The organism is Shewanella sp. NKUCC05_KAH (genome assembly GCF_019345585.1).
Taxonomy (GTDB): domain Bacteria; phylum Pseudomonadota; class Gammaproteobacteria; order Enterobacterales; family Shewanellaceae; genus Shewanella; species Shewanella oncorhynchi.
Genome location: NZ_JAHKQZ010000005.1, coordinates 120,489 through 133,538 on the forward strand (window position 1 = coordinate 120,489; position 13,050 = coordinate 133,538).

Consider the following 13,050-nt stretch of genomic DNA (forward strand, 5'->3'; position numbering starts at 1 on the left):
TAAAGCCATTAATGAAGGAAAAATATGTACTGTGACTGATTGATATACATAAAATTAGCCATAAAAAACAAATGAACTCGACATCATCAGCTTTGCCAATGACTACCATCTGAGACTAATGGTTCAATATTTCAATTCATCTGGTATAGGTTGATTGAGTGGGACAGGAATAGGTTTACGGCCGCGTCCTTTTTGATATTGGCGCAGCTGGAATACATAAGCCAAAATCTGTGCGACAGCAGTAAACAAACCTTCAGGGATCTGCTGATCTAACTTAGTCGTATGGTAAATAGCCCTTGCAAGTGGTGGGGCCGAGACAATCGCAATATTGTGCGCGCGGGCAATCTCACGTATTTTAAAGGCCACATCATCAACACCTTTCGCTATCACAAAGGGAGCCGCAGAGCGCTGCACATCGTATTTAATCGCAACGGCAAAATGCTCAGGGTTAACGACAATCACATCGGCATTTGGCACTTCAGCCATCATACGCCTTTGTGCTAGTTCACGTTGCATCTGCCGTATATGCCCTTTCACCTCAGGTTTACCCTCAGTGTCTTTATATTCATCTTTTACTTCTTGTTTGGTCATCTTAAGTTGCTTGTTGTGATTCCAAATTTGGAACGGCACATCGATGACGACAATAAACAAAATCGAGGAACATAACAGGATAAACATCCAAACCAACAAATCTAATGCATGGTAAACATTACCTGGAAGATGGTCGCTAGACAGCAACATGATGTCATTGAAATAGAAGCTTAATAAAAAATAAGCAGAAAACGCTACTACCGAAAATTTTGCAATGCCTTTGGTAAGTTCAACCAGAGCCTGTACGCCAAACATACGTTTAAAACCAGCAAGTGGACTCATTTTACTGGCTTTTGGCATCATAGCTTGGGTCGAAAAATTGATCCCTCCAAGAGAGACGTTACCGATAAACGCAACAACCACAATCAGTAGCATAATTTTAGCCATGGGCCACGCTATTTCACTCGCAACAACGCCCCACACTTTGAACATTTCATTCGTATCAAAAATTTGCGCCCTATCCATGGTAAATACAATTTCAAACACCCGAGTTAGGCTAATGGCCAAACTTGGGCCTAGCATATAAAACCCACATGCTGCCGAAATTAATACCGCTGCAGTTCCAAGTTCTTTCGAACGTGCAATCTGTCCTTTTGTTCGCGCCTGTTCTAGACGCCTCCCCGTGGGTTCCTCTGTACGTTCATCACTTGACTCTTCAGCCATGGGCTTCTCCTAATCCCATCATATCAAGCCATCAGCGTTACATTGGAGCGCTAACATATCGCAAAGCAGCACTTGAGCCGTCGACCATACTTCATCGAAGTGTGCCATTACCGGTGTTAGGGTTAACCACAGAATAAACAGTCCACCAATCATAGTGATCGGAAAACCAATAGAGAAAATATTCAATTGTGGCGCGGCGCGGGTCATGACCCCGAAGGACAAGTTGACTAATAACAAGGCGATAATCGCAGATATCGACATAGTGAGTGCCGCACCAAACATATACGACCCCCAATCAGCCAGCGATCGATAACTTGTCAGTGTTAAGCCTTGATTAGAAATCGGCAAAGTTTCAAAGCTTGCCACTAGCATACGGATCATCAAAAGATGGCCGTCCACAGCTAAGAAAATCAATGTCGCCAATAAAAGAAAAAAGTTACCAATAACGGGTGTTTGTTGGCCAGAACCAGGGTCAACCATAGAGGCAAAGCCTAAACTGGTCTGCATACCAATGATCTGTCCAGTGAGCACAAAGACTTGCATCACCATTTGAGTCACAAACCCCATGGCAACACCGATAATAATTTGCTGCGCCGTGATGAATACTGCGCTTAACGAAAATAAATCCACATTTTGAGTTGGAGGAAGAACGGGTGCTATCGCAAAGGTAATTGCCATCGCCAATAATAAGCGAACTCGTGTTGGTGTCGTTGCCGCCCCAAATACTACCATGACCATCAACATGCTCGCGACGCGAAACAATGGCCAAATATAAGCGGCAATGGTTTGCATTAAGGTATCGAGCAGCAGCTCCATCGCGTTAGCCTATCACTTGAGGAATGCGATTCACCATCTCGATGAAAAAGTCCATCAGGGTTTCAACTAACCAATGTCCCATAAACATTAGGCCAAAAAGTGTCACTAACAAACGCGGAAGGAAACTTAAGGTCTGCTCGTTAATAGAAGTCGCCGCTTGAAACACAGCAACGATTAACCCAATTCCCAGCCCAGGCAACACAATAGCAGACACCATCATAACGATAACAGCGAGAGCTTCACGAAAAATATCAATTAGTGCCTCAGGACTCATGTGTTTACTCTCCCTTGGCTATCCGAAACTATTCGCTAATGTCCCGAGGACTAAGCTCCAACCATCTACGAGCACAAACAACATGATCTTAAACGGCAGCGACACTATCATGGGAGATAACATCATCATACCCATAGCCATCAAGATACTCGCCACCACTAAATCGAGTACTAAAAAAGGCACAAATAGCATAAAGCCAATCTGAAATGCGGTTTTTAACTCACTGGTAATGAAAGCGGGCACTAACACACTCATGGGTGCTTCTTCGGGAGACTTAATATCCTTATAGCCAGAAATCTCAATAAAGGTCTTTAAATCCGTCGTTCTTACTTGGCCCAACATAAAGCCTCTCAGCGGCTCTTTCCCTTTATCAAACGCTTGCTGCAAGGTTAATTGCTCATCGATATAAGGCTTCACCCCTTCATCATAAATCCGGTCGAATACCGGTGCCATGATAAAAAAAGTCATGAACAAACTCATGCCAATTAAGACTTGATTAGATGGAGTCTGTTGTAATCCAATGGCTTGGCGTAATATCGACAAGACAATGATAATCCGCGTGAAAGAGGTCAACATGATGAGCATCGCAGGTAAAAAACTCAGCGATGTCATCAGCAGTAAAATCTGCATTGTGACCGAATATTCCGTTGAGCCGTCTGGCGCCGTTGTTACTGTTACAGCAGGTAAGACGCCATCTGCGGCCCATGCTGACGGCATCAATAGCAGCATAACTAACCCAACTAACGCGAGGATACGTGTTGTCATTGTTTTAATTTCGCCTGGCGTAATCGACTCGCAAACGAATCAGCTTCTAGATGGATAGGTTCAGCTAACTTATCAATCAAACTCACCTGCTGCGAGCTAACCCCAAGTAAATATTGTTGTTCTCCCACCTGAACCAAGACTAAACGCTCTTTTTGACCGAGGGAAGTCACAGCAATAGTCTTTAGCACGCCATTGGTCGTGGGGACTAAATTAAACCTTCTCAGTAAATAAGCTAACGCGAAAATTAATAATAAAACCAGAATCAAGCCGCCTAACATACTTGCTAAGGTCGCAACTTGAGAAGGTTCTGCCATTTTTGTAGCAGGCGCTATTGAAGCAATATTCGCTGCGCCTTCCCCACCGAGGCTATCTGCGCTCGTTTGAACCGCTACCACTAAACTCTGTATTACCGATGTGCTCATTTAAAGTTCCAACGACTTTTACATCTCGAATTATTTAAGCTTTTTAATTCGCTCAGTTTGACTGATCACATCCGTTAAGCGAATACCGAATTTATCGTTTACCACCACCACTTCACCGTGAGCGATAAGCGTGCCATTGACCATCACATCTAACGGTTCACCTGCGACTCTATCTAACTCAACCACAGAACCTTGGTTAAGTTGTAATAAGTTTCGGATACTAATATAGCTACGGCCCACTTCCATCGAAATGGTGACAGGAATATCTAAAATTGTATCTAACTTAGCCGCTTCAGCCTTAGAAATAGGTCTTGAATCATCAACCAGCTCATCGAGTTCAATTGCGTTGGCTTCTTCTAACGCTTGTTCTGCCATTGCTGCAGCCCAATCATCCGTATCGTCTGTGCTCATCTTACTTCACCTTATAATTCTGATATATCACGAGATTTACCCTTACGAGTCACCAATTGCAGCTCAGATTTAACTGTCTCTGGCCGAGGGATTTTCTCACATATTTTAAGCGCTAGGTTATCTCTAGAACGGCCCATTTTACAACGATATGTCGGTAAATCCTCGATTTTCATCATGATAAACTCGGGTAACTCAATCGGAATAATATCGCCCGCTTTAAAATTCATGACCTCTTTGAGCGTTAATTCATGTTCAACAATATTGGCATCGAACCCGACCTTCACATCCATGATTTCATCGTGCAATGCCTGTGACCAACGCATATCAGTATCTTGCTTGTCACTTTGCACACCCGCATCGAGTAACTCTCGGATAGGTTCAATCATGGAGTAAGGCATAGTGATATGAAAATCACCACCACCTCCATCGACTTCAATATGGAATGAATTAATCACCACAACTTCGGTAGGACTAACAATGTTCGCCATGGCAGGATTGACTTCAGAGTCCAAATAATCAAACTCAACATCCATTACGGGCGCCCAAGCATCTTTATAATCTTCAAATATAATCTTAAGCAGTAACTGTACGATTCGTCTTTCTGTCGGCGTAAATTCTCGCCCTTCAATCTTGGCATGGAAACGCCCATCGCCACCAAAGAAGTTATCCACCAGGATAAATACCAGTCGCGCTTCCATGGTGATCAATGCTGTGCCTTTGAGTGGGCTAAAACGCACCATATTTAAGCTAGTAGGAACAAAAAGCGTATGTACGTACTCACCAAACTTGAGCATCTGTACACCGTTGATCGACACTTCGGCCGCTCGGCGCATCATATTAAACATGCTGATGCGCAAATGGCGCGCAAAACGCTCATTCACGATTTCCAGCGTCGGCATACGCCCACGAACTATTCGATCTTGGGAAGAGAAATCGTAGGAACGGGCATCTTCTCCAACAGCGTCAATTTCGTCATCATCGACGTCATCAACCCCGTGCAATAGCGCATCAATTTCGTCTTGGCTTAATAAATCACTCACTATATTGCCTTCGCCTCTTTTGGTGCTGAAGTTAAAGGGTTATTGCATTACAAAACCGGTAAATAGTACTTTCTCGACAACCTTACGCCCAGTTACTGACTGTAGAGTATTTTGCACACTCAAAAGTGCTAACTGCCGTAACTCATCTTTCCCCGCTTGCGTGCTGAGCTTTTGCACATCTGCACCACTAAAGGTCGTTAAAAGCGCATCTTCAATCAGCGGAATATGTTTTTGTGTTAGCACATCATCATCGGTACCACGCACCATAAGCTGCACTTTAATCTCAACTAAACGAGCCCTATCAGGCCCTGGTAAGTTGAATAAAAAAGGACGCGGCATAGGCACGTATGATGCGGTAGCTACTTCTCCTGATGCTGGTACTTCAGCCTGAACAGCACTATCTGCTGCTACGGCGGGAACCTCTTCGGTACTGCTTCCCATAAAGAACCAGACACCGCCACCGATTAACAGCGCGACTAAAACGCCTAGACCAGCAAAAATAAATAGTTTCTTCTTACTCTTAGGCCCTTCAGTACTTTCAAGTTCTAACGATTCTTCCTTAGCCATCACTATTCTCTTTAATTTAGGCGGAAACTCATTACAGTTTTATTTGAAACGTAATTATGTCAGTCATTGCTATAGGTTACCTGCTTAAGCGTAATAATCTATACCTGAAGTTACACTAATCGCTTGATTTAAACCTAAATGTAACTCTTCTGCCGAGATTTCATCCATATCAGCCGCATTTGAACTGCCGCCATCACCGAAACTACCTTCCCGACGCTCACCTTGATCGCCTTGAGAAACATGGCTGTCAGCCAACTGCATCCCTTGCTCTTGCAATAATTCACGTAATCTTGGCATAGCTTGTTCAACCAGATCACGCGTTTGCGGCTGAGTAACATGGAACTGTACTTGGGTTTGGTCGCCATGCACTTGGATCTTTACCAACATATGCCCAAGCTCAGGGGGATCGAGCCGGATTTCCGCATGTTGGATGCCTTGACTCACCATAGTAATCAATTGCTGCTTCATCACAGGTGAAAATCGTTGGATCATCTCCTGCATTTGGTTTTGCTGTTCTACTCCTTGACGCAATGACAGCTGAACTTGCATGGTTTCTTGGCGATTTAATTGTGACATCGAGAGTGTCTGTATGGATGATGTCGACTTAAGTTCTGAGAAAGTATTACTATCATCCATAAAACTTTCGTCTCTGGGAATATCCATTGCAACCGTCAATTTAGCATCTTTCAGTAATAAGTTAGCAGCCAAATCGGAATTGGGACTCCCATCAAGATCACTTTCTGTTACAGATGTTGTATCTAATGGTTCAGATGAAATTGAAGAGCCTAAGGTATTCAGGTCGAAAGTATTTCCCGAGGTAGCGATATTAGCCGTATTGGGACTATTCACTGTCGAGCTGCTAGTCGTTGCTTTTGCCGCAGTGTTGGTTGCCGACTTTATCGTTGCACTGTTCGCTAAGCCCGCTTGATTAATCACAGCATTAAGTGTGACCTCATTCTCAACTAAAGACTCATCTATACTCACCCCGACTTCAGTGGCAGAGTCAAGCTCAGTGTCTTCTAAAGGTAATTCTGAAGCGTCATCGGTCAAATTTGGATCAATCACAGCATCACTATCCGCTGACGCTTCAAGTATATTTGGGTCTATGGGAAGAATATGTACGAGTGACTTATCAGTCAAAGAAGATGGTTTCACGTCATCTGCGATTGAAATTGCTGCCATATCTGGGCTAGTAGAAACTAACTTTTGTAATTCAGCAGAAAAACCCGCTTCATCGGCATCTATATCTGATGCCAGTTCAATCTCAGCAAAAACATTAGAAACAGTAGAAACAGTAGATGCCAATGCTAAATCAGCAGAAATAGTAGATGCCAATGTTGAATTATCAGAAACAGTAGATGCCAATGCTGAGCCGATTAATAAAGCTGATGAAGTATCAATATTTTCTTCACCAGTTATATCTTCTTCAGCATTTAAAAATGCTAGCGGCAAACTATCTCCATCTGATGCCGTTTTCTTCATATCATTTGCCATGCTAATTTGGGCAAAAATGAGATTTACGTCGGCGTCATCAGTTGATATATCGTCATCTTTTACTTTATCAGCAGAGGTAACCTGCACAGTATCATCAGTGTTAGCAATGGTTTTTTTAGACGCAGAAATAGAAAATGAGCTAGCGGTGACTGACGCAAGTGTAGATGAAAAGTCTTCATTATTAGACTCTTGGGAAGATGTCTTAGCGGAATTGGCCGCAGAGTTGCCTGTTTTACTTAACAGGATATTGGTCATTTGTTGCATAAGTGCTCCCAAACATCACCCAGCAAAAAAAGAAAATGGCTAGGTAGAAACGTCAATTAAACACTGCGGTTGCAGGGTCATGGACTAAATCAAAGCAAATAAGATGCCAAAACATCAGATTTTACGACAGCATATCGAAAAGAATTAACACTGAGAGGTGCCGAATTGATGCTTATGCCATCAATACAAAAAAACTAAAGAGCCTATCCGGCTAGCGAGCAGTAAAGATGCCTATCATTTCACTAACGTTGATGACGGCGATAAAATTGCTGGGAAGCAAATTCATCGGTCATTTTTTGCTCCCTTTTTTGTTCAACCACTTGACGCTTCTTCTCTTTACTGGCTAAGAGTAATTCTACTGCCTTACGTTTTTTTTGCTTTTCCAACCAATGTTGTTGTCGATATTCTTTTTGCTTTTCACCGTCGGCTACGACGTGATTTTGCTGGATAATAGCGTCATCGATCTGACGAATAAAACGGTGAAACTGGTGATAGTGACTAGCACTGATGGCTTGACCTTGCTGGGATTGCATTTGCTTCATGTATTCTAAGCGATAGTTATTCAGAGCACTGAGTTGATTCAACCGTTTTTGACACTCTAACTGCGCAGATTTTAACAATAACGCCGCTTGTTCTTCGGCATCATTGGCAAGCTTTAACACTAACAACAAGGGATCGGCGTTAGCCATACTAGACCTCGATTAATTCGATGACGCCATTATTTGCACTGTGCAGCAAGTTGCCCAAGCATGACTTGGCTATCGGCAAAGCTAAATGCATCACGCATGGTTTGTCGCAAAAAAGCATTCATTGCTGGCTGCAGTCGTATCGCATTATCAATGCGCGGATCGCTTCCTTGGGCATAGGCCCCAATAGAAATCAAATCTCTATTTTGCTGATACAAAGAATAGGTTTGTTTCACGCGGCGCATCGCTTCCAAATGTTCATTGGAGATCACCATAGGCGCGACTCGGCTAATAGAAGCTTCAATATCAATTGCAGGATAGTGCCCCGAATCCGCAAGCGAACGTGACAAGACAATGTGACCATCGAGGATCGCCCGCGAAGCATCGGCAATGGGATCCTGTTGATCGTCCCCTTCCGTCAACACAGTATAAAATGCCGTAATTGAACCTTGTCCAGGGCCACCGTTTCCGGCGCGCTCAACTAAACGTGGCAATTTTGCAAACACAGAAGGCGGATAACCTTTAGTCGCAGGCGGTTCACCCACAGCCAAAGCAATTTCCCGCTGCGCTTGGGCGTAGCGCGTTAAACTGTCCATAAGCAATAAAACGTTATAGCCTAAATCGCGGAAGTATTCGGCAATACGAGTCGAGGTTTCACAGGCGCGAAGACGCATCAGAGGCGATGTATCCGCAGGCGCAGCAACAACGACTGAACGCGCTCGACCTTTCTCACCAAGAATTTCCTCAATAAACTCTTTCACTTCCCGGCCACGCTCACCCACTAGCCCAACCACAATAATGTCGGCGGTAGTACCGCGAGTCATCATACCTAAGAGCACACTCTTACCTACACCTGAGCCCGCAAACAAGCCCATACGTTGGCCTTTGCCCACAGTCAGCATAGCGTTGATAGCGCGAACACCAACGTCCAGCGGTTCAGTAATGGCACGGCGAGATAGAGGATTAATGGCAGCGCTATGTCTTGGCGCTTGTTGGTCGGTTTGCAACGCGCCTAAACCATCTAAAGGCACGCCGTTACCATCGAGTACGCGTCCTAGCAGGGATAAACCAACATTGAGTCCAGTTTGTTCCCCCAAAGGCACAACCCGCGCACCGGGCAATACACCACGTAATTCTTCAATGGGCATTAAATATAATAGTTCGCCATCAAACCCGACCACCTCGGCGATTAACTCGCCCGCCATGGTTTCGATCGAACATAAACTGCCCACAGGCGCACGGCAACCGCTTGCTTCTAAGGTTAAGCCGACAACACGCACCAGTTGACCACTGGCCACTGCGCGAAATGGCGGCACCTTACCCTGATGATGATTAAGCCTATTCAGCAGTTGATGTTGGCGATTTTGCATCTGATTTTGCCTCTAATTGCTCACCTGTGTTTGAGGCAGATTGTATATCCTCAGCATGTTGAGAAACCGTATCGACAACCTGATCATCAAGCTCTGATCCCACAGCCTCAGAAGCCGCAACGTATTTTGCGGTATCTTCAACCTCTATCGCCTCTTGCAGTTGACGCTGCTTATCACTTAAGTGAGCATGTTGGTTCCGTAAGGACTCAAACACAGCATCGATACGCGATGCGAGGGTCAAATCGACTAAAGAACGATGACTACTGAGAATACAGTCACCAGGGCTTAAGGAAGGGTCAACTTCAAGTTCCCACTTACTGCGGGTCAATTGAGCGCTGGAATAAAGTTGTTCGACTAAAATAACATCGTCAGGATGCAAGCGGATTGTGACCGTTTGTTCTTTTATCGGCAGCGATTCTATACCTAAGCGCAATGCCGAAAGCACTTGTTCAGGATGAGTTTTTAATTCGTGGCCAATGACAGATTTCGCTAATGTCATACTCAGGTTCATTAGAGAGAGTTCAATATCGCCATCGAGCAATTGCAATGGTTTTTCAAATTGGGCTAATAAGGTTTCAAAACGCGAGAGCAATATTTTTGCTTGGGCTAAACCGGTTTCTAATCCTTGCTCATGCCCTTGGGCGAGCCCTTCAGTATGGCCCTGCTCTAACCCTTCTAAACGCCCTTTTTCTAGCCCTTGCTCATACCCTTGCTGCTTACCTTCGCTAAAGCCTTCTTCTTCGGCTTGGGCACGAATGTCTTCAATCTCAGCCATAGTCGGTGGAGAAACACTTTCCACAGTAGTCGACTTAGCGGCTTGATGATTAGAATGGCCGAACAGATTTGAGATAGAATCATCATCGGCTTCAGTCACATCTGGCAGCGCCCAGTGACTAAATTCGACATCTCCTTCGCTCAAGACCTTATTCAACAATTTATTGTCGCTCGGATTAGAGGAACTCATCGCCACCACCGCCGCCTAACATGATTTCGCCGCTGTCACTTAAGCGACGAGCAATAGACAGGATTTCTTTTTGTGCGACTTCCACTTCACTGATACGGATTGGGCCCATAGCTTCAAGATCATCACGCAATAATTCAGCGGCACGTTTTGACATGTTACCCAATATTTTTTCTTTCAGCTGATCATCTGTGCCTTTGAGCGCCTTCATCAGTACATCTTGCTGCACTTCACGCAACAGGGCTTGAATACCGCGGTCATCGACATCGATTAAGTTTTCAAATACAAACATCAAATCTTGGATTTGCTGCGCCATTTCTTCATCAGACTCGCGCATGGTTTCCATCAACTGGCTTTCGATACCCGTGTCTAAGTAGTTCATTATGTTGGCAGCCGCTTTTAAGCCACCCATTTTTGCGGCCTGTGCGCCACCTTGACCGGCGAACTGTTTCTCCATGATGTCATTCAGCTCTTGCAGTGCAGCGGGCTGCACTTCTTCAAGATTTGCAATACGCATCATCAAGTCTAAGCGGGTATTCTCAGGGAATTGACCAAAAATTTCCGCCGCTTGATCGGGTTCTAGATAAGACAACACAATCGTTTGGATCTGGGGATGTTCGTTTTGAATAATGGTCGCCACTTGGCGTGCATCCATCCACTTCAACGAGTCCAAACCTTTAGCGCCACTGCCCATGATAATCTGTTCAATCAGATTACCCGCTTTATCTTCACCCAGCGCGGCGGTTAAGGCTTTACGGACGAACTCTTCACTGTTGAAACCAATTGAAGAATACTTTTGAATATCATCAAGAAACAGCTTATGTACCCCGATAACTTTTTCCTGACCAAACTCATCCATTGCCGCCATGGCCATACCCACTTTTTGCACTTGCTTCGGCTCTAAGTGTTTTAAAATGGATGCAGCATCAGCCTCACTCAAACTGAGGAGTAAAATAGCGGTCTTTTCAACGCCACTAATATCTTTGATATTAAAGGCAGGTGCGGCCGCAGGAGCCACTTCTTTCGTTTTATTCTCAGCCATTGTCTTGTAACCAGTTTTTCACGACTTGAGTAGAGAGCTCAGGCTCATTCGCCACGAGCGCACGGATAGCTTTAATCATATCATCATCTTTGTGAAGATTAGGGATATGAATTGAGCCATCGTCAGCATAACTGTATTCCGCCTCTTGAGTATTGAGCATCCCTAGCGTATCAGCCGCATATTGGTCCTCAATTTCGGCTAATTCATTACCTAATCTGCCATCCTCAGGCATATTCACACTGTCAGGATAGATCAAGCGTTTCAGCATAGGACGTACCACAGCTAGAATCAGCACCAAAATCACTAGCGCACCAATCCCAAGCTTAATCGCACGCCAAAACCAAGGTTGCTCCCAAAGTTCAGGTGCGGGTAAATCTTCAACCAATTGATCCATAAAGGGAACAGTTACCACTTCCAGCACATCACCCCGTTGTGAGCTAAAACCAACCGCGCCTTCAAGCAAACGACGGATATTGGTCAGTTCTTGTTCGGTACGGGCAACACGGGCTACTTGACCATTTTCTCCAGCGGCACCAGGTTTAAAGTCCACCGCGACTGACACACTAATGCGGCGCACTGCACCAACTTGCTGGCGGGTATGGCTAATGGTGGTATCTAATTCAAAGTTACGGGTCGCTTCGCGGTGCGAATTACCTGCTGCAGCCGTTGCTGACTCTGCCGCTTTTGTTGCATCTTCTGGAATATTAGACTCCATTGGCGGTTGATTGGATAACGCGCCAGGGATCCCACCAGAAGAGCCGCCAGTGGTGTTATTTTCAACGGTCATTTCACTGCGCAGTGCCGGTAAATCAGGGTTAAAACGCTTTGATGTTTGCTCAACAGCAGTAAAATCCATACTGACGTCGACTTGAGAGGTAAAATTATCAGGACCTAAAATTGGCACCAGAATCGATTCAATCTTAGTGCGATATTCAGCTTCTTTTTGCTGTACTAATTCAAGTTCACGGCGAGCCGTCGCAGACGCGCCATCTTGACTGCCAGAGTTCAATAAACGGCCGTTAGAGTCAGTTACCGTCACCCTTGATGGTTCTAAACCTTGTACTGCAGAAGCAACAATATCGACGATAGCATCGACTTCACCTTGGCCTAAGCCACCGCGACGGGTATTGATCACCACAGTTGCACTCGGTTTAGAGGCATTGCGGGCGAAGACGTTTTCTTTAGGTAACGCAAGAATGACTTTGGCACGACTGACACTTTGTAGTTGCTCAATCGCACGGGCGAGGTTTTCTTCTTGGCTATGCTTAAGACGAGCCTGTTCCATGCGTTGGCTGACACCAAAGCCACTGTCTTTATTCAAAAAATCTTGGTTGGCTGCAGGACTGTCGATACCTGCACGGCTCAACATCATTTTGACTTCTTGATATTTATCTTCAGGAACTTTAATAACGTCCACGTCGATTTGGTACTTAACTTTATTTTTATCAAGTACATCTAGCACTTGAACCATTTCCTGAGTTTCCATTTTACCCAATGGACGATACTCTGGCTCCTGCGCCCACAGCATGACAAATACCGCCAAGGCTAAACAAATCGCTAAGGCTAAAATCATAGTTACTTGGCGCATCATATCGACACCGCCAAGATTTCCCATCATTCCTGACTTATGTTCTTGCTGGACACCTTGGTCAGCTAAACCGGAATTGGATCCGACAATCATTTC

At 44.8% G+C, this 13,050-nt stretch carries 14 protein-coding genes; all 14 read right to left on the bottom strand.

Annotation, left to right across the window (positions count from 1 at the left end; translation table 11 throughout):
• Positions 1-123: 123 nt before the first annotated feature.
• The 14 genes from flhB to fliF all read right to left on the bottom strand — a co-directional run bounded on the left by flhB (position 124) and on the right by fliF (position 13,047).
• Positions 124-1,254, bottom strand: coding sequence for a flagellar biosynthesis protein FlhB (gene flhB, locus KO533_RS06730; RefSeq protein WP_028761178.1), 1,131 nt, complete (start codon positions 1,252-1,254; stop codon positions 124-126).
• Between the two features lie 18 nt (positions 1,255-1,272).
• Positions 1,273-2,070, bottom strand: coding sequence for a flagellar biosynthetic protein FliR (gene fliR, locus KO533_RS06735; RefSeq protein WP_028761179.1), 798 nt, complete (start codon positions 2,068-2,070; stop codon positions 1,273-1,275).
• Positions 2,071-2,074: 4 nt separating this feature from the next.
• Entirely contained in the window at positions 2,075-2,344 is a 270-nt protein-coding gene (gene fliQ, locus KO533_RS06740) for a flagellar biosynthesis protein FliQ (protein ID WP_012587225.1), read from the bottom strand.
• Positions 2,345-2,362: 18 nt separating this feature from the next.
• Entirely contained in the window at positions 2,363-3,109 is a 747-nt protein-coding gene (gene fliP / locus KO533_RS06745; protein WP_028761180.1) for a flagellar type III secretion system pore protein FliP, read from the bottom strand.
• Entirely contained in the window at positions 3,106-3,531 is a 426-nt protein-coding gene (fliO, locus tag KO533_RS06750; protein ID WP_219253402.1) for a flagellar biosynthetic protein FliO, read from the bottom strand. The genes fliP and fliO overlap by 4 nt, the downstream gene beginning before the upstream one ends.
• Before the next feature lie 30 nt (positions 3,532-3,561).
• Positions 3,562-3,942, bottom strand: a complete 381-nt coding sequence (gene fliN, locus KO533_RS06755; protein WP_028761182.1) for a flagellar motor switch protein FliN — start codon at positions 3,940-3,942, stop codon at positions 3,562-3,564.
• An 11-nt stretch (positions 3,943-3,953) separates the two neighbouring features.
• Positions 3,954-4,982: a flagellar motor switch protein FliM gene (gene fliM, locus KO533_RS06760; protein ID WP_105251943.1), complete on the bottom strand. Its 1,029-nt coding sequence runs from the start codon at positions 4,980-4,982 to the stop codon at positions 3,954-3,956.
• A gap of 39 nt (positions 4,983-5,021) precedes the next feature.
• Complete coding sequence (gene fliL / locus KO533_RS06765; protein ID WP_219253403.1) at positions 5,022-5,549, bottom strand: flagellar basal body-associated protein FliL; 528 nt, start codon at positions 5,547-5,549, stop codon at positions 5,022-5,024.
• An 84-nt stretch (positions 5,550-5,633) separates the two neighbouring features.
• Positions 5,634-7,307: a flagellar hook-length control protein FliK gene (locus tag KO533_RS06770; protein WP_219253404.1), complete on the bottom strand. Its 1,674-nt coding sequence runs from the start codon at positions 7,305-7,307 to the stop codon at positions 5,634-5,636.
• 242 nt (positions 7,308-7,549) lie between these two features.
• The gene (gene fliJ, locus KO533_RS06775) at positions 7,550-7,996 is read right to left on the bottom strand and encodes a flagellar export protein FliJ (protein ID WP_173243801.1); all 447 of its coding nucleotides are present in this window, start codon (positions 7,994-7,996) and stop codon (positions 7,550-7,552) included.
• 29 nt (positions 7,997-8,025) lie between these two features.
• A complete protein-coding gene (gene fliI, locus KO533_RS06780; protein WP_028761187.1) occupies positions 8,026-9,363 on the bottom strand; it encodes a flagellar protein export ATPase FliI in 1,338 nt (445 codons plus the stop codon).
• Positions 9,332-10,327, bottom strand: a complete 996-nt coding sequence (gene fliH / locus KO533_RS06785) for a flagellar assembly protein FliH (protein ID WP_105251938.1) — start codon at positions 10,325-10,327, stop codon at positions 9,332-9,334. The genes fliI and fliH overlap by 32 nt, the downstream gene beginning before the upstream one ends.
• Positions 10,314-11,366: a flagellar motor switch protein FliG gene (gene fliG / locus KO533_RS06790; RefSeq protein WP_028761189.1), complete on the bottom strand. Its 1,053-nt coding sequence runs from the start codon at positions 11,364-11,366 to the stop codon at positions 10,314-10,316. Before fliG ends, fliH begins: the two co-directional genes overlap by 14 nt.
• Positions 11,359-13,047, bottom strand: coding sequence for a flagellar basal-body MS-ring/collar protein FliF (gene fliF / locus KO533_RS06795; protein WP_028761190.1), 1,689 nt, complete (start codon positions 13,045-13,047; stop codon positions 11,359-11,361). Before fliF ends, fliG begins: the two co-directional genes overlap by 8 nt.
• Positions 13,048-13,050: the final 3 nt, after the last annotated feature.